This is a genomic window from Pseudomonas sp. MUP55, from assembly GCF_034043515.1.
Lineage (GTDB): Bacteria > Pseudomonadota > Gammaproteobacteria > Pseudomonadales > Pseudomonadaceae > Aquipseudomonas.
In genome coordinates, this window is record NZ_CP138214.1 from 354419 (window position 1) to 378403 (window position 23985).

Sequence of the window (23985 nt, forward strand, 5' to 3'; positions counted from 1 at the left end):
GCGCCGAGATAAGAGGAGCATCTAATGAGCAGCACTGCACAAACTGCTGAAGGCGAAAAAATTCTCATCGTTGACGACGATCCGGGGCTGAGCAGCCTGCTGGAGCGTTTCTTCAACTCCAAAGGCTACCGGGCGCGCGCGGTGCCGAACACCGAGCAGATGGACCGCCTGTTGGGTCGCGAAGTGTTCAATCTGGTTGTGCTCGACCTGATGCTGCCCGGCGAAGACGGCCTGACCGCCTGCAAGCGTCTGCGCGGCGCGAACAACCAGATCCCGATCATCATGCTCACCGCCAAGGGTGACGAGCTGAGTCGTATCAAGGGCCTCGAACTGGGCGCTGATGACTACCTGGCCAAGCCGTTCAACCCTGACGAGTTGATGGCGCGGGTCAAGGCCGTGTTGCGCCGTCAGGCCCCCTCGGTACCGGGTGCGCCAGGCAGCGAAGACGAAAGCGTGACCTTTGGCGACTACGAGTTGTCCCTGGCCACCCGCGAGCTCAAGCGTGGCGACGAAGTGCACATGCTCACCACCGGCGAATTCGCGGTGCTCAAGGCTCTGGTGATGAACGCTCGCCAGCCACTGACCCGCGACAAGCTGATGAACCTGGCCCGTGGCCGAGAATGGGACGCCCTGGAGCGCTCCATCGATGTGCAGATCTCCCGACTGCGCCGGATGATCGAGCCAGACCCTTCCAAGCCGCGATATATCCAGACGGTGTGGGGTGTGGGTTATGTGTTTGTGCCGGATGGCACCGCAACCAAGTGACCGATGATTTGCAGGGGCGGGCATCCGGCGTTTGATTCCTTGGGGGTCGACGGGGTGCCCGGCGTCTGCAATTCTGCGAGCGCCGCTCGTTTCTGCAAGGTGTCTAGCTGTCTCCTATGAAAACCCCGCTGTGGTTCCCGCAAAGTTTCTTCTCCCGCACCCTTTGGCTGGTGCTGATCGTCGTTCTGTTTTCGAAAGCCCTCACACTGGTTTATCTGCTGATGAACGAGGACGTGCTGGTGGATCGGCAGTACAGCCATGGTGTCGCCTTGACGTTGCGTGCCTACTGGGCCGTAGACCCCGAGAACCGTGAAAAGGTAGCCAAGGCCTCTACGCTGATTCGGGTTGACGGCGCCGGCGTGCCTGAGGGCGAACAGCATTGGCCCTACAGTGAAATCTACCAGCGCCAGATGCAGGCGGAGCTGGGCGAGGACACCGAAGTGCGGCTGCGCATGCATGTTTCGCCTGCGCTGTGGGTGAGGGCGCCGAGTCTGGGCGATGCGTGGATCAAGGTGCCGCTGTATCCGCACCCGTTGCGCGGTCAGAAAATCTGGAACGTATTGGGCTGGTTCCTTGCGATCGGGCTGCTTTCAACCGCGTCCGCATGGATTTTCGTGCGCCAGCTCAACCAACCGCTCAAGCGTCTGGTGTTCGCAGCCCGCCAATTGGGTCAGGGGCGCAGCGTGCGCCTGCCGGTCAGCGATACGCCCAGCGAGATGACCGAGGTGTATGGCGCATTCAACCAGATGGCGGAGGATGTCGAGCAGGCCGGGCGCGAGCGCGAGCTGATGTTGGCGGGTGTGTCCCATGACCTGCGCACGCCGCTGACGCGCTTGCGCTTGTCCCTGGAGTTGATGGGCGACCATACCGACCTCACCGATGACATGGTGCGGGACATCGAGGATATGGACGCAATCCTGGACCAGTTCCTGGCGTTCATCCGTGACGGGCGTGATGAGGTTGTGGAGGAGGTCGATCTGACTGATCTGGTGCGTGAAGTGGTCGCGCCCTACAACCAGAGCGGCGAGCAGGTGCGCATGCGCCTGGAACCGATCCAGCCGTTTGCTTTACGCAGGGTGTCGATGAAGCGCCTGCTCAACAACCTGATCGGCAATGCCTTGCATCATGCCGGTTCGGATGTGGAAGTGGCGGCCTACGTGTCCGGCGACAGCGCTGCGCCCTATGTGGTGCTGAGCGTGATGGACCGCGGTACCGGTATCGACCCGGCTGAACTGGAAGCCATTTTCAACCCGTTCACCCGTGGCGACCGCGCCAGGGGTGGTAAAGGTACCGGTTTGGGGCTGGCGATCGTGCGGCGGATTGCGTCGATGCATGGCGGCAACGTCGAATTGCGCAACCGTGAAGAGGGCGGGCTGGAAGCACGGGTGCGCTTGCCGCTTGGGTTGATGCTGCCTAGGGATGCGGTGTAGAAGCAGCGGCAAGTTTCAAGCTTGAAGCTGCAAGAGAAAGGCAGGCCGCTTTTGCCCTTTCTTGCAGCTTGCGGCTTGAAGCTGCTTCTCTAACCCTTACCCTTGGTCCGGGTCATATTCGGCCCGCCATTCTTTTCCAGATGCTGAATGATGATCCCCGCCACATCCTTGCCGGTGGTGGTCTCGATCCCTTCCAGGCCTGGTGACGAGTTAACTTCCATCACCAGCGGCCCGTGGTTGGAGCGCAGAATATCCACGCCGGCCACGGCCAACCCCATGACCTTGGCTGCACGCAGCGCGGTCATGCGCTCTTCCGGGGTGATCTTGATCAGGCTGGCGCTGCCGCCACGGTGCAGGTTGGAGCGGAACTCACCCGGCTTGGCCTGGCGCTTCATGGCCGCAATCACCTTGTCGCCGACCACGAAGCAGCGGATATCCGCGCCGCCCGCTTCCTTGATGTATTCCTGCACCATGATGTTCTGCTTGAGGCCCATGAACGCCTCGATCACCGACTCCGCTGCCGTCGCGGTTTCGCACAGCACCACGCCAATCCCCTGAGTGCCTTCCAGCACCTTGATCACCAGCGGGGCGCCATTGACCATTTCGATCAGGTCGGGGATGTCATCCGGGGAGTGGGCAAAGCCGGTGACTGGCAGGCCAATACCCCGGCGCGACAGCAGTTGCAGGGAGCGCAGCTTGTCCCGCGAACGTGCGATGGCCACGGATTCATTCAGTGGGAAGACTCCCATCATTTCGAACTGGCGCAGTACCGCGCAGCCGTAGAACGTCACCGAGGCGCCGATGCGCGGGATCACCGCATCAAAACCTTCCAGCGGCTTGCCACGGTAGTGGATCTGCGGCTTGTGGCTGGCAATGTTCATATAGGCCCGCAACGTGTCGATCACCACCATTTCATGGCCACGTTCGGTGCCGGCCTCGACCAGGCGGCGGGTGGAATACAGACGCGGGTTTCGCGACAGCACAGCAATCTTCATGCAGCACCTGGGGCAGAAATAGTGGAGACCGGGAACACCGGCTTGTCTTGAACATACTTGACGCCTGGGCTGACCACCAACTGGCCGTCAATTAGCGCCTTGGAACCCAGCAGCAGCCGATAACGCATGGCCTTGCGGCAAGCGAGGGTGAATTCCACCCGCCACACCCGATCGCCCAGCGCCAGGGTGGTGCTGATCACGTAGCGCACCTGCGCGTGGCCGTTGGAGCTCTTGATGGTTTTCATCGTCACCAGGGGCGCTTCGCAGCGGCGGTGGCGCAGTTGCACCACGCTGCCCAGGTGCGCGGTAAACCGCACCCACTTCTCGCCATCACGCTCGAACGGCTCGATGTCGGTGGCGTGCAGGCTTGAGGTACTGGCACCGGTGTCGATCTTGGCGCGCAGGCCGGCTACTCCCAGGTCGGGAAGCGCCACCCATTCACGCAGACCCACAACGGTCAAATGGTCAAATGTCTTCAATATGGGTACCGGTCAATTTGCCCAGGCGTGGGGGGAAACCTTTGCCAGGGCATTGAATGCAGGCTTGGCGAACCAGTAACCCTGCATCAGAAATATTCCGCAGTCGGAAAGGAAGTCCCGCTCGCCGGCACTTTCGATGCCTTCGGCGATGACAGTAACCCCCAACTGCTCACAGATTGTGACAATCCCCCGGACGATCACCTGACGGACACGGTCCTGGTCGACATCGCGAATCAGCGCCATGTCGAGTTTGATCAGGTCAGGTTGGAAATCGGCCAGCAGATTCAGCCCCGAATAGCCCGCGCCGAAATCGTCGATGGCGGTCTTGAAGCCGAAGTCGCGGTATTCACGCAGAATATTCGTCAAATGGCGATAGTTATCTACATGCTCGCTTTCCAGTGTCTCGAAAATCAGGCGGTCCAGCGGAAAATTGTGCGCGCGGGCCGCTTCCAGGGTGCTGCGGATACACAGTTCCGGGCGGTATACGGCATTGGGCATGAAGTTGATCGACAGGTGAGTCTGCATGCCCAGGGCAGCAGCGCCGGCAATTGCCTGGGTGCGGCAACGCTGGTCGAAGCGGTAGCGATTGGTTGCGTTGACGTTGGCCAGCACCGACAGCGCGCCTTCACCCTGAGTCCCGCGCACCAAGGCTTCATTGGCGAATATCGATTGGTCGCGCAGGTCTACGATAGGCTGGTAGGCGAAAGCAAAATCGAACCCCAGAGGCTCGCTTTGCTGGCAACCCACGCACCGCTGGTTGGGCGAGGTGAGAGAAATGGGAAAGTCGGTCACAGCGTATCCTCGCGAAAACAGGGTGGTACCTGGCGTATCTTAGGTGAGCCTTGGGGTTTATGCGTCGAAGGGCATCAACGGTAAGGTTGCGACATTTTTCAGAGCGAGGAATTCAAGTGGCTCAAAAACACGAAGAGGAAGAAAAGGTTCGCTTGGACAAGTGGTTGTGGGCCGCGCGGTTCTACAAAACCCGTGCCTTGGCCAAGGCCGCCATCGAGAGCGGCAAGGTGCACCATCGCGGCGAGCGCTGCAAGCCGGGGAAGGAGCCACGAGTCGGCGACGAGTTTCAGATTCGTACAGGGTTCGATGAAAAAACCATCGTGGTTCAGGCGCTGTCTGCCGTGCGCCGTGGCGCGCCTGAAGCGCAGGCATTGTACGCGGAGACCGAGGCCAGCATTGCCAAGCGCGAGAACGCGGCGGCGATGCGCAAGGCGGGGGCTTCGGGTTTGACCACCGATGGCAAGCCGAGCAAGAAGCAACGGCGTGATCTGTTCAAGTTTCGCGGCAGTGGCAACGACGATTGATGATACGAATCGCCAACCCGAAGAAGATCAAAAAAAGTGGGAGGGAGCAAGCCTCCTCCCACATTTATCCTGCGGTGTTAAGGGGTTGTGCGCATCACACTCAGTCGCCCGATCACCGGCAATCTGCCGAGCAATCCGAACACCGGCGCTGTTACCCGCAGCAGGAACCCCGACACCTTCGCCGCAAACGGGGTGTAGTAACCCCAGCCCAACGCCAACAGCGCCAGCAAGACCCCGCCGATGTAATCGTCCTGGCCCCAATGCGCGCCTGCTACCAGTCGCGGCATCATGAACAGCAGCGCCAGGCCCCAGATCACCAGCACCTGGCCGATGTGCCTGGCAAAGACGGTCATGAACATCGCCCAGATCAGCAATACGGAAGCATGATCACCCGGGAAGCTCTGGCTCGAACGGTCTTTCAATTCCCAGGTTTTCTCCAGCCCAGGGAAAAAATCGCTCATCTGAACCGCGCCGCCAATCACCATGGACGGGCTGCTGTGCTGCCAACCCATCTGCGCCGCGAGCTTGGAAAACAGCATGCGGATAAACAGCAGCAACAAAAGAATGCCGAGGAAGCCAAAGAACGCCTGGCGCACCTGCGCGGCCTTGAACACCCAGTCGCCGCGTATCAGTAGCGCCAACAGAATCACCCCGACGACCGCATCGAACGGCCGCAGGCTTGCTACCGCCCATACGTGCAACCAGGCGGAGCTGCTCGCCAGCGGATCATTGAGCAGATGAAACAGCCACTCGTCGAAAATCACACACAGCATCTGGCCCGTGGGCCACAACCAAAAACACAGCAGCCCGATAGCGAGTAGATTGCAAAGAGCCCATCGCCGGAGGTTCCAGTTCGCTTGGAACAAACCCGGATTGTTCATAAACTGTCCCTCATCGCTCTATTAGCTCCTTGTTTGTGGAGAAATCGCACCAATATGGTGCTAAAGCGTTTAATTTTATAAACGTTGTAATCATTTTGTCATCACTTCAGATACCCAGACCTATGACTGATCTACCGGATACCGACTTCACCCAACGTTTTATCTTTGACGAGAGCGACGCCCGCGGCGAACTGGTTTCGTTGGAGCTTAGCTACGCCGAAGTCCTCGCCAAGCACGCCTATCCGGAGCCGGTCGCGCAACTGCTCGGTGAGCTGATGGCGGCGGCGGCGCTGCTGGTGGGCACGATGAAATTCGATGGCTTGCTGATCCTGCAGGCGCGTTCCGAAGGCCCGATCCCGATGCTGATGATCGAGTGTTCCAGCGAGCGCGAAATCCGCGGCCTGGCCCGTTACGATGCCGACCTGATTGCTCCCGACGCGGCGCTGGCCGACCTGATGCCCAACGGTGTGCTGGCGCTCACCATCGACCCTACCGTCGGCCAGCGTTACCAGGGCATCGTTGATCTGGACGGCGATACCCTGTCCGATTGCTTCACCAACTATTTCGTGATGTCCCAGCAAGTCGGCACCAAGTTCTGGCTCAACGCCGACGGCAAGCGCGCCCGTGGCCTGCTGGTGCAACAGCTGCCCGCCGACCGCATCAAGGACGAAGACGATCGCGCCGAAAGCTGGCAGCACATCATCGCCCTGGCCAATACGGTAAAAGCCGAAGAACTGCTGGGCCTGGACAACGAAACCATTTTGCATCGCCTCTACCACGAAGAGGCCGTGCGCCTGTTCGAACCTCAGCACTTGCACTTCCACTGCAGCTGCTCGCGCGAGCGTTCCGGCAACGCTCTGGTCAGCCTGGGCCTGGAAGATGCGCAGGATCTGGTGGTGGAACACGGCGGCCATATCGAGATCGACTGCCAATTCTGCAACCAGCGCTACCTGTTCGATGCGGCAGATGTAGCCCAATTGTTCGCCGGCGCAGGCATCGACACCCCTTCCGACACCCGTCACTAAAACGTTTAAGCACAGGTAAATCACCTGACAAACGCCGAGATAGCGCTGTTCTGACGGGAGGGCCCTACTCTTTTTGGGCTTTTCTGGCATAATCCGGCCCACTTTTTTCGCGGTAGTAGTGCGCAACTTTCTACTACAAAACGTTTGGAGCACTCGGCCATAGGCCGACGGGGAACCTCATGACGCAAGCCAATAACGCCGTATACACCGATCTGAGTGTTGACGATCTGGTCAAAGAAGCCCTGCAGCGCGGTGAAGGCGTGCTTGCCGATACTGGCGCGCTGGTCGTAGAAACCGGTCACCGCACCGGTCGTTCGCCGGTCGATCGTTTCATCGTTGAAGAGCCGAGTACCCAGGACGCAATCGCCTGGGGCCCGATCAACCGCAAGTTCCCGGCCGACAAGTTCGACGCCCTCTGGGCTCGTGTCGAGGCCTTCAACAATGCGCAGGAGCACTTCGTTTCCCACGTTCACGTAGGGGCTGCCGAAGACCACTACCTGGCCGTGAAAATGACCACCCAGACTGCCTGGCAGAACCTGTTCGGTCGTTGCCTGTTCATCAACCCGGCCCAGTACAACCCGGCCGGTCGTGAAGAGTGGCAAGTGCTTAACGTGGCCAACTTCGAGTGCGTGCCAGAACGTGACGGCACCAACTCCGACGGTTGCGTGATCCTCAACTTCGCCCAGAAAAAAGTGCTGATCGCCGGCATGCGTTACGCCGGTGAAATGAAGAAAGCCATGTTCTCGGTGCAGAACTTCCTGCTGCCGGCCGCCGACGTGTTGCCGATGCACTGCGCCGCCAACATCGGTGAAGCAGGCGATGTGACCCTGTTCTTCGGCCTGTCCGGCACCGGCAAGACCACGCTGTCCGCCGACGAAAGCCGTTACCTGATCGGTGACGACGAGCACGGTTGGGGCGAGGGCGTGGTGTTCAACATCGAAGGCGGTTGCTATGCCAAGTGCATCGACCTGTCCGAGAAGAACGAGCCGGTTATCTGGAAAGCCATCAAGCACGGTGCCGTGCTGGAAAACGTCGTTATCGACGAGGCCAAGCATGCCGACTACGCCGATGTCAGCCTGACCCAGAACAGCCGCGCCGCCTACCCACTGGAGCACGTTGCCAAGCGTTCCGAGAAGAACCTGGGCGGCGAGCCCAACGCGGTGATCTTCCTGACCTGCGACCTCACCGGTGTACTGCCGCCCGTGTCGATCCTCAGCGAAGAACAAGCGGCCTACCACTTCCTGTCCGGCTACACCGCACTGGTGGGCTCGACCGAAATGGGTTCGGGCAGCGGCATCAAGTCGACCTTCTCCACCTGCTTCGGCGCACCGTTCTTCCCGCGCCCGGCTGGTGAATACGCTGAGCTATTGATCAAGCGCATCCGCGGCTTCGGCTCCAAGGTCTACCTGGTCAACACCGGCTGGACCGGCGGCGGCTACGGCGTCGGCAAACGCTTCAACATCCCGACCACTCGCGGCGTGATTGCAGCGATCCAGAGCGGCGCGTTGATCGGTGCCGAAACCGAACACCTGGACACCATCAACCTCGACGTGCCATTGGCCGTACCGGGCGTTGAGACCGGCCTGTTGAATCCACGTAATACTTGGGCTGACAAGGCTGCCTACGATGAAGCGGCAAAGGCGTTGGCCGGGCTGTTCATCGAGAACTTCAAGAAATTTGAAGTGAGCGATGCAATCAAGGCTGCGGGTCCCAAGTTGTAAGAGTCGCTGGTTGTGAAAAAGCCGCCCCTAGTGGGCGGCTTTTTTGTGCGCGGGTGGTCAGTTGGTCATGTGCAATACCACGGCACCGACCAGGACTAATATCACCCCTAGAACCTGTACTGCCGACAACCGCTCCTTGAAGAACACACATCCCAGGATCGCCGCGATACCGCCTGATAGTGTACTGATCACGGTCACAACCGACACCGAGCCGGCCATGGCACCCCACGAAAACGCCGAGAACCCGCCGAGGTTCATCAGGCTCGCACCGGTCAACGTTGCGCAGTTTTTCAGCGGCGGAATTTTCAAGCCGTCCTTGATCTTCAGCACCATCACCACCAACACGCACAAACCCACCAGGTAACCCAGCCACAGCATGGTGACAGGCCCCAGCGCGGGCAGTGTGTAGCGGCCTTGCAGCCAGAAACTCGCGCCATAGAGTGTTGCTGCGAGCAGGGCGTAGGCGATGGACAGGCGGGGGTTGCTGTGAGGTACCCCGTTTTCTTTATGGATACTGGAAAGAATTACGCCGATCACGCACAGGGCGATGCAGCCAAGTTGAGCCAGGCTGATGTGCTCACCGCTGGCCCAGGACAGCAGGGTGGTTACTACGCCATAGGACGTGCCAGCGGCGCAACGATGGCCGCTTTGCCCAAGGCGAAGGCCTTGGACAGCGCAAGGGCGCCGGAAACGGTCAGCAAAGCGGCGGTGATGCCTAGAAGCCAGACGCCAAAGGGAGCATCAACGGATTTGAAGAGGAAGGCCGGGAATATGACCAGCAGCAGGGTCATGATCAAAAAGCCGAGGGCTTGGCCGAAATACACCGCGCGTTTAACACCAACCGCGCGGGCGTTGAGGCCTACGAGAAAGTCTGTGCCACCCCAGAGCAAGGCGGCCAGCAGGCCCATCATTACGTCCATGTAAGGTCCTTGTTATGTATACCGCTCGCCAGATTTGCGCAAAGCTAATGTGGGAGGGGGCTTGCCCCCGATTGCGGTTTAACAGTCAAAAATTTGCTGGCTGACACACTGCTATCGGGGGCAAGCCCCCTCCCACATTTGAACCTCAGCGCTCTCATTTCAGCTCAGGTTTTCCAGCGTTTGCGTGTCCCAGCTGTGGGTCTTGATCGCCAGGTAGAGCATACCAATGGTCAGCGGGACTTTGTCGCCATGCCCCTTGGCCCGGCGCTTGAGGAACACGTCGAAGACCGGTGGGTTGAAGTAACGATAAGTGTCGTAGTCGCCCAGGTCGAGGGCGAACTCCTGTTCCAGTGCTTCCATCAGTTGCTTGGCCTCGCTGCCATCACAGCCCAGGTCGAAATTGAGTGAGGTTTGCAGATGGACGGTTTTGTGTTTCGGCAGGCCGATTTCTTCGTGCAGTAATTGCAGGAGTTGCTGCATGACGGGGTCTTTGGGGAAGTTGGGGGCGAGGTTCATGGTGGGCGCACGTAGAAGTGGGTGAGGGGGGCTGTTGCGTTTTAGGCGGTATTTGTTTCGGGTGATGAAGAGTGCCAAGCCTATCAATAACACGGCCAGGGGAAGGAGTTGAATGTTCAGGATGACGGCGACGTAGGGCAGCCAGAGCAACAGAGCCAGTCCCGTTACGATAAAGGCAATGGCGAAACGCCTTCTTAACGTGCAGTCAATGATTTTGTAATAAAGCAATAGATGGAGAGCTAATAACAGTGCTGTTTGTAGGTAAAGCCATTGATCAAGATTCATCTGAGTACACATGCATTGAGACGCTTGAGCGCTGCGGGCCTATGCCACCACTGACCTGAGCATCCAGGCCAATGATGATGTCTGCGCTATGAAAGTTGCGAAGCGTGCGAGAAATCAAATCGCTGACAGCATTCTCGATGATCGATTCTGCTTTGCTGGATATGATCCCGACAGGGGTTGCAACTGCGCCAGAAATGATTTCTTTGATGAGGTTGTTTCGATTGTTCAAGCTATCTGCCTGCTTCCTGGTCAATGGCTTTGAGACGGCAACCGTCATGACGCAGGGTAGATCTCGGGCGAGCATCTTTTCGTACAACTTCTGAAGTCGCAAGCGGACCTCTATCGCTGATGCTTTCGCTTCCAGCAAGCAAAGTTTGGCTAGCTCTTGTCGATTGTTTGGCATCACGGTGAGACGAATCACTGTGAAAGTGATGCCATAGTGGCCGATATATTGAGTCCTTTCGATGTTCACGTTTTTTCGTCGGGGCAGTTGAAGGGGGGGGCCAGTCTCAGCCAGGAAAACGTGGATTTGTAGAGGGCCAGACGAGTGTTTTAGGCCGTTTCAGAAATGGACGACGCGCCGTCCGGCGGCTTCTTACAGTTTTACGGCTTGATGCTTATTTGGAAGGCTGAACTGGCAAAAATGTGGGAGCCGGGTTTGCCCGCGGTGACGGTGTGTCAGGTATGAAGAGGACCCACGCAGCGCTTGAAGAACGATCACTGCCCTACAGGCCTACTGATACACCGCTGAAAAATCGCCTCCAACCCCCGATAATCACACGCCACTGCATCAATATTCGCCGGTATCCACGCCGCGTGTTTGACCAGCCACCAGTTCACCGAAAACCCCGCATTCACGATGATCTGTTCGAACAAAATTCGCTGCGCCCGGCCGTTGCCCTCGCGGAAGGGGTGGATAACGTTGAGGTCGCCATAGGCTTGGGCAATCTGCGTCACCAGCTCGGCTTGGCTGACGCCCACAAACCAGTTTGCCTCGGCCATCTGCCGGACGATTTTCGCGGCTTCTGGCGGGATACGTTCCGGGGTGCAGAACAGGGTGTCGCCTTTCTGGATGTTGACGCTGCGCAACTCGCCGGCCCAGTCATAGATGTCACCGAACAGTGTGCGGTGGATGTGTTGCAGGCGGTCGAGATCGTAAGGCGGGGGGAAGAGCGGGAGGCTGCTTACGGCGATTTCGGATAATTCCCGCTCGGCTTGGTGCAGGCGGTGTTCGTCGAGCAAATCGAGGCGGTTGCGCAGGACGCTGCTACCGGGGTAGCAGTACGGGTCCTGGCCCACCCCGTATTTGTCGAGCATCAGCGTGGAGTGTTGCGGTACTTGGCAAGCACGGCTTCGCGGGTCGGCAGGGGCTTGTCGACGTCGGCCGGTTGGGTTTCGAACCCTTCCAGGCGCAGGCTGGCCAGGTAGTTGGAACGGCGGATCTTGTGGTAGTGATCCTGTTTTTGCTCAAACGTCAGTTCGCTCATCGCAGCGTCCTCCTGGGTAGCAAGGCTTGATTGTAGCGCAATGCGTCAGCGGGCAGGCGGGATAAAACCACGTCACATTTTGTATAAATACTCCGCCAGCAGGCTGAATTCAGCGTATGTTTCACCGCAAAATCTTGTAGGGCAATTCCGCCCGCTACTTAAAGGGAGTTAAGCATGGGTTTGCTTCGTGTCGCTTCGGCGATGTCATTGTGTGCGGTGGCTTTTTCCGTTCAGGCCGAGCAGTTGCCAATCGAGGTGCTGAGTGCGGTGGTCAAGGACCAGAAAATCGCCGACGCCGAGGTGCTGCTGCAACGCAACGGTGCGCAGAACGTAGTGGGCCGCACCAACGCTCAAGGGCAAGTCACGCTGACCAGCGAGGCTGCTGACGACGCCAGCAATCTATTGATCATCAAGAAGCCCGGCTACTCCAACCTGGTGGTGAAGTGCCCGTGCAAGGGCATGACCTACGCGATCAGCCCGGTGATGGAAAACCTCGACGGCTTGCGCGTAGTGCTGACCTGGGGCCAGACACCGGACGATCTCGACTCCCACATGATCTTCCCCGGTAACAATATCTACTTCGAGAACAAGACCGGCACCGACGCCGCGCTGGATGTGGACGACACCGACAGCTACGGCCCGGAAACCATCACCCTTCAGAAGAAACACTACGGCGAAAGCTACGTTTACGCCGTGCATGACTACAGCAATGGCGGCAATCCAGGTTCGCGTCAGTTGTCCAACAGCGAAGCCAAGGTGTTTGTGTACATGGGTCAATCGCTGGTGCGCACCTACTACGTGCCGAAAAACCGCAGCGGTAACCTGTGGACAGTGTTCCGCATGACCGGCAGTGGTGACTTCCAGGACATCAACACCTTCAGCGGCGTGACCGTGGATGCAGCGAATGTGCTCAACGAAGTCAAACCCTTGCTGGATGACAGCGTTGCCGTTACCGCAGTGGTTGTCAGCTCTTCCGTACAGGCTGATGCGAAGCGTCTGAATCTGCAAGGTGAAGCGGCCTACCAGGCAGGTAACCTGGACCAGGCGATTGAGCTGTTCCGTCAGGCGATTGAGTTGGATAACGGCTTCGGTAAAGCCTACGGCAACCTTGGCCTGGCGTATCAAAAGGCTGGCAACACTGCCGAGTCGATCTGGGCCAATCGCAAGGCCATCGCCTTGGCAACGGGCGCCAATGCAGCAACCGTACGCGCGGGTGCCTACTACAACATTGCGCGGATCTACGAAGCGGCGGGCCAATTCCCGGATGCGTTGCGTCACTACCAGTTGGCCAAGGAACAGAAGGCCAATCCGGTGTATGACACGGCGATTGAGCGAGTGCGCGATCGCTGATCAGCAGGAGCAAGCTTTCCTCCGACAACGCGCCCCAGTGGCGCGTTGTTTGTTTGGGTGACGGCTACAGGCGAGAGGCCGCTTCCAGGTCCATCAACCCGCGGCCATAGGCTTCGCTGTTGGCGTAGATGCCTGTTCGATTCGCTGTACTGAGCAGGCGCTCTCGGATTTGTTGCGGCGTCATTTCCGGAAAGCGGCTTTGCAAGGCCGCCAGGGCGCCACTGACCAAGGCGGCGGCTGGCGAGGTGCCAGCGGTTGGTCCGTAGCTGCTGTCCTTGCTGGTGGTCAGTAGCCCCGCACTACCGTCGCCCCCTGGCACCGCGATGCACCAGCGCGCCGCCAGACCGCAATAGTTGGATTTGAGATTGATGGCCGTGCCGTCGTTCTTGAGTGCCATGACGGCTATCCAGCCCTTCTCAAGTTCGGGCACCAATGCAGGCAGGCCAGGCTCGGCCAGCGGCTCACGCTTGACCTCGTTGCCCGTTGAGAAAACAAACACGGCGCCTTCGGCCACCAGTTTTTTCGCCATAGACAGCGACTCACCCATAAGGCGCTCATAGACAGGGACCTCGTTGGTGTTGGCTTCGATGGGATTCGCCCATGAGTTGCTGAAAATACGTGCGCCCTTGGTGTAGGCAAGGTCCCAGGCCTGGGCTATTTCACTGTCAAAATAGAACGGCTCCCTGTCATCACCGAAGCGCATGGGTATCAGCTGGGCGTTGAAAGCAATGCCATGGATCCCCTGGTCATTCTTGTTTGCGGCGAGAATACCGGCCATCTGGGTGCCGTGGCCTTTGACATCGATGACGCCAGGCTGGTGTCGCACGAAGTCATAGCCCGGGTCATAGATGCGCCCGTAGAACTCGGGCAACTCAAGGTTGAGGCCTGAGTCGATCAGTGCAACCCGCACACCCTGGCCGGTGCCGCCCCGTGCATAGAGGGAGGATGCCTTGACGATAGGCAGGGCTTTTTGCGCAAAGTATTCGGGGGATTCAAAGCGACGAGTGTCCGGTTCGGCAGGCATTGGGGTGGGAGTGGACATGCAGCCCAGCAGCAACATGGGCAGTGTGAGCAAAATGAGGTGGTGCAGTGAGAGCAGCGGCTTGGTGGGGTGGAATACTGGCATTCTCGACTCCTTGTCGGGGCAGGTGATCAAGCGTGCTACTGTCTGCGTTTTTGCGCGGGCTTGCTGGTTTTCTCTGTATCAGTTTGTAGCGTTTATCCCTGACCTATTTTCGATCGCTGATCTATGTTTTTGATTCTTTCAGCGGTCAACGGAGTGACAGCCTATGCACGACACCCTCCAGCAGGTCTTTGGTTATCCACAGTTTCGTTTGGGCCAGGAAGAGACGGTCAGCGCCGTGTTGGCCGGACGTTCGGCGGCCGCTATTTTCCCCACCGGGTCGGGCAAGTCTCTGTGCTATCAACTGTCCGCCGTACTGCTGCCACACCTGACGCTGGTGGTGTCGCCGCTGTTGGCGCTGATGCAGGACCAGTTGGGTTTTCTGCAGCGCCACGGCATCTGCGCGGGCAGCATCGATTCGGCGCAGAGCCGCGAGGACGCCAACGACGTGATGGCGCGCGCGCGTTCAGGCGAGCTGAAAATCCTGATGATTTCCGTGGAACGTTTGAAAAACGAGCGGTTTCGCAACTTCCTGCAAAGTGTGCAGATCTCGCTGCTGGTGGTGGATGAGGCGCACTGCATTTCCGAATGGGGCCACAACTTCCGTCCGGATTATTTGAAGCTGCCCGATTACCAGCGCCAGTTCAATATCCCACAAGCGCTGCTGCTGACGGCGACGGCCACCCCCAAAGTGATCGCCGATATGCAGGCCAAGTTCGCCATTGCGCCGCAGGATGTGATTACCACGGGTTTCTACCGTCCCAACCTCAACTTGCTGGTGGAGCCGGTAAGCGGCGCGGATAAACGCCGTCGTCTGGTGCAGTGGATGAACGAGCGCGCCAACCAGCCGAGTATCGTCTACGTCACCCTGCAAAAAACCGCCGAACAGATCGCCGAGCACCTGAACCGTAACGGCATCCAGGCCGAGGCGTATCACGCCGGCTTGCCCCACGACAAACGCGAGGGCATTCAGCAACGTTTCATGGGCGGGCGCTCCAATTGCATTGTCGCCACCATCGCGTTCGGCATGGGCATCGACAAAAGTGATATCCGTAACGTGGTGCACTTCGACCTGCCCAAATCCATCGAAAACTACAGCCAGGAAATCGGCCGCGCCGGTCGTGACGGGCAGCCTTCCGACTGCCTGGTACTGGCTAATCGTGACAGTCTCAACGTGCTGGAGAACTTCGTATACGGCGATACGCCAGAGCAGGAGGGCATTCGCCGCGTGCTGGAAGAGTTGCAGGCGGCACGAGGCGAGGGGCAGTGGGAGTTCCTCCTGAGGTCGCTGTCGGACCACAGCAACATCCGTGAGTTGCCGCTCAAGACGCTGCTGGTGCAACTGGAGCTCAAGGGCGTGATTGCGCCGCGCTACGCGTTTTATGCCGAGTACCGCTTCAAGTACCTGATCGAACCCGATGGCTTGCTGGCACGATTTTCAGGCGAGCGGCAACAGTTTGTCGCGGCGATCATTCAGGTATGCAAGCGCGCAAAAACCTGGGCAACCGTGGATTTTGATGCGCTCTACCTGCAGCACAACGCCGAGCGCAATCGTGTGGTAAAGGCGTTGGATTACTTCCAGGAGCAGGGCCTGATCGAATTGGAAAGCAAGCAGATGACCGAGGTCTACAGCTTGCTGAACACCGATTTCGACCCTCAGGTGTTGAGCGCCGAGTTATACACAGGCTTCAAGCAGCACGAGATGACGGAAGTGGCGCGGATTCACGCCATGCTTGACCTGTTCGCCACCGAGCAATGCCTGGGGCAGCGCCTGGCACTCTATTTCGGCGATGAAAATGCGCCCGTGCGTTGCGGGCATTGCTCGGTGTGTCACGGGCACGTTGCGCATCTACCCGCGCCGCCGAGTTTGCCGCCGCTTGTGGATAAAAACTTCATGGGACTGTGCGGTGATTTTATCCACAGGCATCATGAGCACACCGGCCATTTGCCGGGGGCTGAACGGCTGACGCGCTTTCTGGGTGGTATCAGCGTGCCGTTGTTCACCAAGCTCAAAGCGCGGGGCATTCCCGGTTTCGCTGCGCTGGAGGATTACCCCTACGCCGAGGTTCGTGAGTGGGCCGAAACCCATTTGAACAGTTTGTAAATTCTTTTACGCGAGGTACCCATGCCTGACTCAGTGCCACAACGTGCCGATTATGCTCACTTCCAGACGATCATTACGCGCTGGCACGACAATGATGTGTACGGCCATGTGAATAACGTCACCTATTACAGCTTTTTCGACACGGCGGTGAATACCTACCTGATCGAACAGGGCGGGTTGGATATTCATGACGGTGCCGTGGTCGGGTTTGTGGTGAGTTCGGCCTGCGATTACTTCGCATCGATTGCCTTTCCCGAGCGTATCGAAATCGGCTTGCGGGTGGGCAAGTTGGGCAACAGTTCGGTGCAGTATGAGCTGGCAGTGTTCAAGGCCGGGGAGGAGGAGGCCTGTGCGGCGGGGCGCTTTGTGCATGTGTTTGTGGACAGAGGGTCGAACCAGCCGGTGCCGATTCCGGGGCAGCTTCGCGAAGCGTTGCAGCGGTTGGTGATTTGACTCGCACTTGAGAAGCAGCAGCCAAGTAACCTGTGGCGAGGGAGCTTGCTCCCGTAGGACTGCTCAGCAGTCCCATCGTTTGGGGCCGCGTCGCGGCCCTACGGGAGCAAGCTCCCTCGCCACAGGTACAGTGTTCGTTCTTAACTGACTGGCATTATGACCAGCCTGGCTAGCACATTGCTGTATTCGCCAGCTCGCGTATATCAGTCACGGTAACGATGCTTGTTCTTGCGATGCCCATAGGCATGACCGCGGCCTGGGTGACCATCGCGGTAGTAGCGACGGTCATCACGGTCACGCCCACGATAACGACGGTCATCGTCATCGCTCTTGTTGCCCATGTAGTTGCCCAGTGCGCCACCTGCACCACCGCCGGCCGCTGAGCCGATCAGTGCGCCAGTGCTGCCGCCGACACTGCGGCCTACGACGTTGCCGCCGGCTGCGCCCAGTGCGCCGCCAATGGCGGCTTCGCCACGGCTGCGCTTGTCGGCGCCGACCGCACTGCCGCCCGCGCCACCCAGCGCTGCGCCGATGGTCGAACCGGTGTTGCCGCCCAACTGCTGGCCGACAACCGAGCCTAGAACCCCGCCCAATGCGCCGCCCACACCGGCTTCGGTGGTGCCACCGGCCATGGCTGCGCCACTGACCAGGCCTAGGGACAACAAGAGAATCGAGGAGAACTTCATTCAGGGAAACCTCAAGGGGATGACGGCGCGATCCTGAGGTTGTATCGAGGCGCTGACAATCGAAATCCGACCGGCGGCAGGGGTTGTATACAATTTGCTAAGTTGCTGTTTTGTATAGGGAACTTAAGCTGTTTTTACGAGTCTTTAGCTACTTCGGAACGGCCGCTTTTGTAAAAAAGCGGCCTTTTTTTGTGCCTGTAAAATGTGTAGCGGTAATGCGGGCCTCTTCGCGGGCAAGCCCGCTCCCACATTTTAAATGCCTTTCAAATGTGGGAGCCGCGGCCGTTCAAACAGACATAAGTCAGGCCGAGCGCGCCATGATCAACCCATTGTCACTCGCCGCTTCCAAACGAATCGCGACGAACTTCGACGTCGGCGTATGGCTACCGTCGCCAGTGCTTTCCAGGGGCACCAGGGGGTTCACTTCCGGATAGTAGGCCGCCGCCTGCCCAGCCGGAATATCGAACGCCAGCAGAGTGAAGCCTTTGACGCGCCGCTCACGCCCGTCTTCCCACAGCGACACAATGTCCGCCTTCTGCCCCGGCTTGAAGCCCAGGCGGATGATGTCGGCTTCATTGACGAACAGCACGTCCCGTTGCCCTTTGACTCCGCGATAGCGGTCGTCCAGGCCGTAGATCGTGGTGTTGTACTGATCGTGGGAACGCATCGACTGCATGATCAGGTCCGGCACACGGCCTGTGGCGTGTGTGCGTTCATGGATCAGGTCTTTGGGCAGCACGTTCGCACGGAAGTTGGCGCGGCCCGATGGGGTGTTCCAGCGGCGCGCACCGGCGGAGTTGCCTAGATAGAAGCCGCCGGGGTGTTTGATCTTCTCGTTGAAGTCCTTGAAGCCAGGAATGGTGTCGGCAATCAGGTCGCGGATGCGTCCGTAGTCGGCGATCAACCAGTTCCAGTCCACGGGTTTGCTGCCCAGGGTCGCCGCGGCAATGCCCGCAAGGATCGCAGGCTCGGATTTCATCAGCGACGACAGCGGTTGCAGTTGGCCGTTGGAGCCGTGGACCATGCTGAAGGAGTCTTCCACCGTTACCGCTTGCGGGCCTTCGGCCTGGATATCGATGTCGGTGCGCCCCAGGCACGGCAGGATCAGTGCATCTTTACCGTGCATCAGGTGGCTGCGGTTGAGCTTGGTGCTGATCTGCACGGTCAGGTCGCAGTTACGCAACGCTTCGAAGGTGCGGGTACTGTCCGGCGTGGCTTGGGCGAAGTTGCCGCCCAGGCCGATAAATACCTTGGAGCGGCCTTCGAGCATGGCGTGGATGGCTTCGACCACGTTGTGCCCGTTAGTACGCGGCACCTGGAATTGGAAGCGGCGCTCCAATGAGTCGAGGAACGCCACCGGTGGGCGTTCGTTGATGCCCATGGTGCGGTCGCCCTGCACGTTGCTGTGGCCGCGCACCGGGCACAGGCCGGCACCTGGGCGGCCGATATTGCCGCGCAGCAGCATCAGGTTGGCGATTTCCTGGATGGTCGGCACCGAGTGACGGTGTTGGGTGATGCCCATCGCCCAGCACATGATCACGTTCTTGCCTTTGGCATACATGCGCGCGGCTTGCTCGATCTCCACCAGCGTCAGGCCGGACTGCTCGACGATTTCGTCCCACGAGGTGTCGTCGATCTGGCCCAGATAGTCCAGTACGTTAACGGTGTGCTCGTTGAGGAAAGCGTGATCGAACACGGCTTCCTTACCCTCGGCCAGGGCTTGACGTTCCCAGAGCAGCAGGAACTTGGCCATGCCGCGCAGGATGGCCATGTCGCCGCCCAGTGCCGGGCGAAAGTACGCAGTGTTGGTTGGCTTGTCGCCGTTGGTGAGCATTTCCAGCGGATGTTGCGGGTGCTGGAAGCGTTCCAGGCCGCGCTCTTTCAGGGGGTTGATACACACCACCTGAGCGCCGCGCTTCACCGCTTCGCGCAGTGGCTCGAGCATGCGCGGGTGGTTGGTGCCGGGGTTCTGGCCCCAGACGAAAATCGCGTCGGCATGTTCGAAGTCATCAAAGGTCACGGTGCCTTTGCCCACGCCCACACTCTGCGCCAGGGCCACGCCGCTGGCTTCGTGGCACATGTTCGAGCAGTCGGGGAAGTTGTTGGTGCCGTAGGCGCGCACAAACAGCTGATACAGGTAGGCGGCTTCGTTGCTGGCGCGGCCGGAGGTGTAGAACTCGGCCATGTCCGGGCTGGGCAGGGCATTGAGATGCTTGCCGACCAGGTCGAACGCGGCTTCCCAACTGACAGGCTGGTAGCGGTCGGTCTCGGCGTTGTAGCGCATAGGCTCGGTGAGGCGGCCCTGATACTCCAGCCAGTAATCGCTCTGTTCCAGCAGCGCGGTGACGCTGTGCTTGGCGAAAAATGCGGCGTCGACGCGGCGCTTGGTGGCTTCCCAGTTGACGGCCTTGGCGCCGTTTTCGCAGAACTTGACCATGCCGCTTTCCGGCGAGTCGCCCCAGGCGCAGCCCGGGCAGTCAAAGCCGCCGTTCTGGTTGGTCTTGAGCATCATGCGCAGGTTTTTCAGCGCGTTGTCGCTGGTCAGCCAGGCTTGCGCCACGCTGATCAATGCACCCCAGCCGCCTGCCGGGCCTTTATACGGCTTGTAACGTGGGGTTGGGGTTTGGTCGGCTTGGTGGTGAAGGCTCATGGCTGGTACTCCATCGCAGGGCTGTAGACCCGCGGCGCGCTTTTCTGCGGCAGGTGGATGAGATTGAGGTTATGCCGGCGCGCCCACTGCAGGGCAAGGCCGGTAGGCGACGACAGGCTGACCAGGGTCTGGATGCCTGCACGCAGGACTTTCTGGATCAGTTCGAGGCTGCAGCGGCTGGTGACAATGGCCACGCCGCCGTCGGTCGGAATCTTTTGGCGGATCAATGCGCCGATCAATTTATCCAGGGCGTTATGCCGGCCGATGTCTTCGCGGCCCATCAGCAGTTCGCCCTGGCCGTTCATGAATACCGCCGCATGCACCGCGCCGCTGTGTTGGCCCAGGGGCTGGAATGCACTGATGCGCTGGCGCAGGCCATCAAGCCATTCGGCGGGTGGCAAGGGTGCGCCGGGCAGTACCTGAAGGTCGGGTAACGCCTGTTCTACGGCTTCGACACCGCACAGGCCGCAGCCGCTGGTGCCCGCCAATTGGCGGCGCTGCTGCTTGAGATGCCAGAACGCTCGGCTGGAGATCTGTACCTGGGCATGTTGGGCCGAGCCCGAACCGCTGATTTTCAGGTCATAGATGTCGCTGACGTCGGTGATGATGCCGCTGCCCAGGCTGAAACCGACAATAAAATCTTCCAGGTCGGTTGGCGTCACCAGCATGACCGCCTGGCTGATGTCGTTATAGGCAATCGCCAACGCCACCTCTTCTGCCAGCGCGGTAGTGCCGACGTCGGTGTGCTCGAGGTTGCTGTATTGATAGCTCTGGCTGGCGGCGGGCGCGGGCGTTTCGAGGGCGGGCGCCGCGCAGGTTGGGCGCTTGGCGTTCATGAGGCAGTTACCACCGGCGGATTGGTCAGTGTTCAGACTAGGCGCGACAAAGGGTCGCGTCTAATTGCCAGTATTGATGTATTGATAGATGGCATCGATCAAAGGTTCGAATGCGGTGGCGGTTTTCGCCCGCAGGTGCCGGAACCCAAATCTTTGGGATTGGTCTAGTCTTGGGCATCAGGAACTTAAACCCAAGGAGAGCGCACCATGAGTATTTACAGCTTTATCAAAGAAGCCGGCGAAAAGATCGTCGATCTGTTGACGCCGGGGAATGCGAACGCCAGTGAGCAGTTGAAGGAGCATGTCAGCAAGGTGGGCCTGGGTAATCCGAACGTGCAGACCACGGTGGATGGCGACAAGGTCACTGTGACCGGTGAAGTGGCCACTCAGGAAGAGAAAGAGAAGATCCTGCTCGCGCTGGGCAACATTGCTGGCGTGGCGAGCGTGGATGACCAGATCACCGTAACCGGCCCGGCCGTTGCCGCTGCGCGTTTCGTCGTGGTGAAAAAGGGCGATACCCTCAGCGCGATTTCCCTGGCTGTGTACGGTAATGCCAACCACTACAACAAGATTTTCGAGGCTAACAAGCCGCTGTTGTCGCACCCGGACAAGATCTACCCAGGCCAGACCCTGCGTATTCCTGAGTAATCCGCAGAACAAAATGTGGGAGGGGGCTTGCCCCCGATAGCGCTGGCCCAGTCACTGACACCTGGCTGACACACCACTATCGGGAGCAAGCCCCTCCCACAATTGATCAGAGTCCGGCAATAAGCGCTCGGTAATCCCCGACCGCCGCGAATTCAGCAGTGTCTTTCGGGCCTTTCTGGCTGTCCGGCTCTTTCACTGCAAGCAAATGCCCCACGCCAAAATCCCGGGCACTGCGCAGGATCGGCAAGGTGTCGTCGATAAACAGGCTACGGGCCGGGTCGAAGTGGATATCCGCTTGCAGCGCTTCCCAGAATTGCCGGTTTTCCTTGGGGAAACCGTAATCGTGGGAGCTGATCAGCTGCTCGAAGTACGGCGCCAACTCGATGCGCTCCAGTTTCAATGACAACGAATCGCGATGAGCGTTGGTGATCAGGATCACACGCTTGCCGGCCTGTTTGATCGCGGCCAGAAAAGTATCCGCGTCCGGGCGCAGGGCGATCAGGTGGGCGGTTTCCAGCTTGAGTTCGCGCACCGGGATCTTCAGTTCGGCGCTCCAGAAATCCAGGCAATACCATTGCAACTGTCCGGCGTTACGTTCGAACAGGGGCTGCAGTTCCATTTGCGCCATGGCCAGGCTCACGCCGTGCAGTTCGGCGTAGCGCTGGGGCAAGTGCTCCATCCAGAAGTGGTTGTCGTAGTGCAAGTCGAGCAAGGTGCCGTCCATGTCCAGCAGGACGGTGTCGATGGCGTGCCAGGGCAAAGAGGGCATGGGGCGTTCTCATGTAAGTAAAGATATCCGACACAGACAATCGGAAAAGCCACGGTATAGTAACCCGATCACGCCAAGGAGCCGTTTATGCGCCAGAAACCCACCGTCCTCGCCCGCGAAATAGTCGCCAGTAGCCGTTTGTTCCGCGTGGAGGAAGTGCAATTGCGCTTTTCCAATGGCGTTGAACGCACCTACGAGCGCCTGGTGGGCCGTGGTGCCGGTTACGGCGCGGTGATGATTGTCGCGATGATCGACGAAGACCATGCGTTGCTGGTGGAGGAGTACTGCGGTGGCACCGACGAGTATGAACTGTCCTTGCCCAAAGGGCTGATCGAGCCCGGCGAGGATGTGCTGGCCGCGGCTGACCGCGAACTCAAGGAGGAAGCCGGCTATGGCGCTCGTCAGTTGGAGCACATCACTGAGCTTTCGCTGTCTCCTGGCTATATGAGCCAGAAAATCCAGGTGGTGCTGGCCACCGATCTTTACGAAGAGCGCCTGGAAGGCGATGAGCCTGAGCCCATGCGCGTGGATCGGGTCAACCTGCGTGAGCTGTCGGCGCTGGCGCAAAACGAGCAGTTCAGTGAGGGCCGGGCGCTGGCCGCGCTGTATCTGGTGCGGGACCTGCTGACCCAGCGTGGAGTGTTCACCCTATGAGCGAACTGTTTCTGGGCCACCCTTTTATCGCGCCTGTCATCGAATTGGCTCGCCAGGCAGGCGAAGCCATCCTGCCGTACTGGCGTGCCGATGTAGCGGTGACCTCCAAAGCGGATGATTCACCGGTGACGGCCGCCGATCTGGCCGCGCATCATCTGATTCTCGCTGGCCTCACGACACTGGACCCAAGCATTCCGGTGCTGTCTGAAGAAGACGCCGATATCGACCAGAGCGTGCGCGCCGGTTGGCAGCGTTGGTGGCTGGTGGACCCGTTGGATGGCACCAAGGAATTCATTGCGGGCAGTGAAGAATTCACCGTCAATATTGCCTTGATCGAACAGGGCCGAGTGGTGTTTGGTGTGGTTTCGATGCCCACCAGCGGACGTTGCTATTTCGGCGGTGCGGGCCTGGGGGCCTGGCGTTCGGATGTGAATGCCGCGCCCAGGCAGATCCAGGTACGCCAGACTCCAGCCGCGGGCGAAGCGTTTACCGTGGTTGCCAGCCGCCGTCATACCAGCCCGGAACAGGAACGTTTGCTGGAAGGGCTGAGCCAGGGTTTGGGCGAGCTGAAACTGGCGAATATCGGCAGTTCCTTGAAGTTCTGCCTGTTGGCCGAAGGCAGTGCCGATTGCTATCCGCGCCTGGCGCCGACTTCACAGTGGGACACCGCAGCCGCGCAAGGCGTGCTGGAAGGGGCTGGGGGCGAAGTGCTGGAGCTCAACGGCAAGCCGTTCAGCTACCCGGCGCGGGAATCGTTGCTGAACCCGTTCTTCCTGGCGTTGCCGGCCAAGGCGGCATGGCGTGAGCGCTTGTTGAGCCTGGCCAGGTCTTAAGACCACAGCAAAACAAAATGTGGGAGGGGGCTTGCTCCCGATAGCAGTGTGTCAGGCAA

24 protein-coding genes and 1 pseudogene are annotated in these 23985 nt (G+C 59.5%); 11 read left to right on the forward strand and 14 right to left on the reverse strand.

Annotation, left to right across the window (positions count from 1 at the left end; translation table 11 throughout):
* Positions 1–24: 24 nt before the first annotated feature.
* Entirely contained in the window at positions 25–765 is a 741-nt protein-coding gene (ompR, locus tag SC318_RS01450) for an osmolarity response regulator transcription factor OmpR (RefSeq protein WP_003236035.1), read from the forward strand.
* Positions 766–881: 116 nt separating this feature from the next.
* A complete protein-coding gene (locus SC318_RS01455; RefSeq protein ID WP_124384654.1) occupies positions 882–2195 on the forward strand; it encodes an ATP-binding protein in 1314 nt (437 codons plus the stop codon).
* A gap of 89 nt (positions 2196–2284) precedes the next feature.
* Here the strand turns inward: SC318_RS01455 and rimK are convergent, their stop codons facing one another.
* The 3 genes from rimK to SC318_RS01470 are packed head-to-tail and all read right to left on the reverse strand — an operon-like array spanning position 2285 to position 4461.
* A complete protein-coding gene (gene rimK, locus SC318_RS01460; RefSeq protein WP_003171022.1) occupies positions 2285–3190 on the reverse strand; it encodes a 30S ribosomal protein S6--L-glutamate ligase in 906 nt (301 codons plus the stop codon).
* Positions 3187–3651, reverse strand: coding sequence for a retropepsin-like aspartic endopeptidase RimB (locus SC318_RS01465; protein ID WP_177413543.1), 465 nt, complete (start codon positions 3649–3651; stop codon positions 3187–3189). The genes rimK and SC318_RS01465 overlap by 4 nt, the downstream gene beginning before the upstream one ends.
* A 30-nt stretch (positions 3652–3681) precedes the next feature.
* Entirely contained in the window at positions 3682–4461 is a 780-nt protein-coding gene (locus tag SC318_RS01470; protein WP_320429354.1) for a S6 modification regulatory phosphodiesterase RimA, read from the reverse strand.
* 116 nt (positions 4462–4577) lie between these two features.
* Between SC318_RS01470 and SC318_RS01475 the strand changes: the two genes are divergently transcribed.
* On the forward strand, positions 4578–4985 hold the full coding sequence (locus SC318_RS01475; RefSeq protein ID WP_306491186.1) for an Hsp15 family ribosome-associated heat shock protein: 408 nt from the start codon (positions 4578–4580) through the stop codon (positions 4983–4985).
* A 77-nt stretch (positions 4986–5062) separates the two neighbouring features.
* Here the strand turns inward: SC318_RS01475 and SC318_RS01480 are convergent, their stop codons facing one another.
* On the reverse strand, positions 5063–5866 hold the full coding sequence (locus SC318_RS01480; RefSeq protein WP_320429355.1) for a phosphatase PAP2 family protein: 804 nt from the start codon (positions 5864–5866) through the stop codon (positions 5063–5065).
* Between the two features lie 122 nt (positions 5867–5988).
* Here SC318_RS01480 and hslO point away from each other — a divergent pair, with 122 nt between their 5' ends.
* Both hslO and SC318_RS01490 read left to right on the forward strand, forming a co-directional pair.
* Positions 5989–6891, forward strand: coding sequence for an Hsp33 family molecular chaperone HslO (gene hslO / locus SC318_RS01485; RefSeq protein WP_320429356.1), 903 nt, complete (start codon positions 5989–5991; stop codon positions 6889–6891).
* A gap of 179 nt (positions 6892–7070) precedes the next feature.
* Positions 7071–8612 (forward strand): phosphoenolpyruvate carboxykinase, encoded by a 1542-nt coding sequence (locus SC318_RS01490; protein ID WP_320429357.1) that lies wholly within the window; start codon positions 7071–7073, stop codon positions 8610–8612.
* A 57-nt stretch (positions 8613–8669) separates the two neighbouring features.
* On the opposite strand, the pseudogene SC318_RS01495 reads toward SC318_RS01490, so the two are convergent.
* The 5 genes and pseudogenes from SC318_RS01495 to SC318_RS01515 form a co-directional block, all read right to left on the reverse strand.
* Positions 8670–9520: pseudogene (locus tag SC318_RS01495) on the reverse strand (EamA family transporter).
* 171 nt (positions 9521–9691) lie between these two features.
* Positions 9692–10048: a DUF1493 family protein gene (locus SC318_RS01500; RefSeq protein WP_320429359.1), complete on the reverse strand. Its 357-nt coding sequence runs from the start codon at positions 10046–10048 to the stop codon at positions 9692–9694.
* Positions 10049–10322: 274 nt separating this feature from the next.
* Complete coding sequence (locus SC318_RS01505; protein WP_320429360.1) at positions 10323–10805, reverse strand: hypothetical protein; 483 nt, start codon at positions 10803–10805, stop codon at positions 10323–10325.
* Positions 10806–11050: 245 nt separating this feature from the next.
* A complete protein-coding gene (locus SC318_RS01510) occupies positions 11051–11650 on the reverse strand; it encodes a putative adenosine monophosphate-protein transferase Fic (protein ID WP_320429361.1) in 600 nt (199 codons plus the stop codon).
* Positions 11650–11820: a YhfG family protein gene (locus SC318_RS01515; protein ID WP_080761377.1), complete on the reverse strand. Its 171-nt coding sequence runs from the start codon at positions 11818–11820 to the stop codon at positions 11650–11652. Before SC318_RS01515 ends, SC318_RS01510 begins: the two co-directional genes overlap by 1 nt.
* 174 nt (positions 11821–11994) lie before the next feature.
* Here SC318_RS01515 and SC318_RS01520 point away from each other — a divergent pair, with 174 nt between their 5' ends.
* Complete coding sequence (locus SC318_RS01520) at positions 11995–13170, forward strand: tetratricopeptide repeat protein (RefSeq protein ID WP_320429362.1); 1176 nt, start codon at positions 11995–11997, stop codon at positions 13168–13170.
* A 64-nt stretch (positions 13171–13234) separates the two neighbouring features.
* Here the strand turns inward: SC318_RS01520 and SC318_RS01525 are convergent, their stop codons facing one another.
* Positions 13235–14296 (reverse strand): S8 family peptidase, encoded by a 1062-nt coding sequence (locus SC318_RS01525; RefSeq protein WP_320429363.1) that lies wholly within the window; start codon positions 14294–14296, stop codon positions 13235–13237.
* A 163-nt stretch (positions 14297–14459) separates the two neighbouring features.
* On the opposite strand from SC318_RS01525, the gene SC318_RS01530 reads away from it, so the two are divergent.
* Positions 14460–16397: a RecQ family ATP-dependent DNA helicase gene (locus SC318_RS01530; protein WP_320429364.1), complete on the forward strand. Its 1938-nt coding sequence runs from the start codon at positions 14460–14462 to the stop codon at positions 16395–16397.
* Positions 16398–16418: 21 nt separating this feature from the next.
* Positions 16419–16850, forward strand: a complete 432-nt coding sequence (locus SC318_RS01535) for an acyl-CoA thioesterase (protein ID WP_320429365.1) — start codon at positions 16419–16421, stop codon at positions 16848–16850.
* A gap of 203 nt (positions 16851–17053) precedes the next feature.
* Here SC318_RS01535 and SC318_RS01540 read toward each other — a convergent pair whose 3' ends face one another.
* The 3 genes from SC318_RS01540 to fdhD all read right to left on the reverse strand — a co-directional run bounded on the left by SC318_RS01540 (position 17054) and on the right by fdhD (position 21022).
* Positions 17054–17536 carry a glycine zipper domain-containing protein gene (locus SC318_RS01540; protein ID WP_124384666.1) on the reverse strand — a complete coding sequence of 161 codons (483 nt, stop codon included), beginning with the start codon at positions 17534–17536 and terminating at the stop codon, positions 17054–17056.
* 301 nt (positions 17537–17837) lie between these two features.
* Entirely contained in the window at positions 17838–20186 is a 2349-nt protein-coding gene (locus SC318_RS01545) for an FdhF/YdeP family oxidoreductase (protein WP_320429366.1), read from the reverse strand.
* Positions 20183–21022 carry a formate dehydrogenase accessory sulfurtransferase FdhD gene (fdhD, locus tag SC318_RS01550; protein ID WP_320429367.1) on the reverse strand — a complete coding sequence of 280 codons (840 nt, stop codon included), beginning with the start codon at positions 21020–21022 and terminating at the stop codon, positions 20183–20185. The genes SC318_RS01545 and fdhD overlap by 4 nt, the downstream gene beginning before the upstream one ends.
* Positions 21023–21229: 207 nt before the next feature.
* On the opposite strand from fdhD, the gene lysM reads away from it, so the two are divergent.
* Positions 21230–21670, forward strand: a complete 441-nt coding sequence (gene lysM / locus SC318_RS01555) for a peptidoglycan-binding protein LysM (RefSeq protein WP_320429368.1) — start codon at positions 21230–21232, stop codon at positions 21668–21670.
* A gap of 106 nt (positions 21671–21776) precedes the next feature.
* On the opposite strand, the gene yrfG is transcribed toward lysM, so the two are convergent.
* Positions 21777–22439, reverse strand: a complete 663-nt coding sequence (gene yrfG / locus SC318_RS01560) for a GMP/IMP nucleotidase (protein WP_320429369.1) — start codon at positions 22437–22439, stop codon at positions 21777–21779.
* 87 nt (positions 22440–22526) lie between these two features.
* Here yrfG and nudE point away from each other — a divergent pair, with 87 nt between their 5' ends.
* Positions 22527–23093, forward strand: coding sequence for an ADP compounds hydrolase NudE (gene nudE, locus SC318_RS01565; protein WP_320429370.1), 567 nt, complete (start codon positions 22527–22529; stop codon positions 23091–23093).
* On the forward strand, positions 23090–23926 hold the full coding sequence (gene cysQ, locus SC318_RS01570) for a 3'(2'),5'-bisphosphate nucleotidase CysQ (protein ID WP_320429371.1): 837 nt from the start codon (positions 23090–23092) through the stop codon (positions 23924–23926). Before nudE ends, cysQ begins: the two co-directional genes overlap by 4 nt.
* Positions 23927–23985 lie beyond the last annotated feature (59 nt).

Coding starts and splice junctions, on each gene's coding strand:
- ompR (WP_003236035.1), top strand. CDS start 25: ATGAGCAGCACTGCACAAACTGCTGAAGGCGAAAAAATTCTCATCGTT.
- SC318_RS01455 (WP_124384654.1), top strand. CDS start 882: ATGAAAACCCCGCTGTGGTTCCCGCAAAGTTTCTTCTCCCGCACCCTT.
- rimK (WP_003171022.1), bottom strand. CDS start 3,190: ATGAAGATTGCTGTGCTGTCGCGAAACCCGCGTCTGTATTCCACCCGC.
- SC318_RS01480 (WP_320429355.1), bottom strand. CDS start 5,866: ATGAACAATCCGGGTTTGTTCCAAGCGAACTGGAACCTCCGGCGATGG.
- hslO (WP_320429356.1), top strand. CDS start 5,989: ATGACTGATCTACCGGATACCGACTTCACCCAACGTTTTATCTTTGAC.
- SC318_RS01490 (WP_320429357.1), top strand. CDS start 7,071: ATGACGCAAGCCAATAACGCCGTATACACCGATCTGAGTGTTGACGAT.
- SC318_RS01500 (WP_320429359.1), bottom strand. CDS start 10,048: ATGAACCTCGCCCCCAACTTCCCCAAAGACCCCGTCATGCAGCAACTC.
- SC318_RS01510 (WP_320429361.1), bottom strand. CDS start 11,650: ATGCTCGACAAATACGGGGTGGGCCAGGACCCGTACTGCTACCCCGGT.
- SC318_RS01515 (WP_080761377.1), bottom strand. CDS start 11,820: ATGAGCGAACTGACGTTTGAGCAAAAACAGGATCACTACCACAAGATC.
- SC318_RS01520 (WP_320429362.1), top strand. CDS start 11,995: ATGGGTTTGCTTCGTGTCGCTTCGGCGATGTCATTGTGTGCGGTGGCT.
- SC318_RS01525 (WP_320429363.1), bottom strand. CDS start 14,296: ATGCCAGTATTCCACCCCACCAAGCCGCTGCTCTCACTGCACCACCTC.
- SC318_RS01530 (WP_320429364.1), top strand. CDS start 14,460: ATGCACGACACCCTCCAGCAGGTCTTTGGTTATCCACAGTTTCGTTTG.
- SC318_RS01535 (WP_320429365.1), top strand. CDS start 16,419: ATGCCTGACTCAGTGCCACAACGTGCCGATTATGCTCACTTCCAGACG.
- SC318_RS01540 (WP_124384666.1), bottom strand. CDS start 17,536: ATGAAGTTCTCCTCGATTCTCTTGTTGTCCCTAGGCCTGGTCAGTGGC.
- SC318_RS01545 (WP_320429366.1), bottom strand. CDS start 20,186: ATGAGCCTTCACCACCAAGCCGACCAAACCCCAACCCCACGTTACAAG.
- fdhD (WP_320429367.1), bottom strand. CDS start 21,022: ATGAACGCCAAGCGCCCAACCTGCGCGGCGCCCGCCCTCGAAACGCCC.
- lysM (WP_320429368.1), top strand. CDS start 21,230: ATGAGTATTTACAGCTTTATCAAAGAAGCCGGCGAAAAGATCGTCGAT.
- yrfG (WP_320429369.1), bottom strand. CDS start 22,439: ATGCCCTCTTTGCCCTGGCACGCCATCGACACCGTCCTGCTGGACATG.
- nudE (WP_320429370.1), top strand. CDS start 22,527: ATGCGCCAGAAACCCACCGTCCTCGCCCGCGAAATAGTCGCCAGTAGC.
- cysQ (WP_320429371.1), top strand. CDS start 23,090: ATGAGCGAACTGTTTCTGGGCCACCCTTTTATCGCGCCTGTCATCGAA.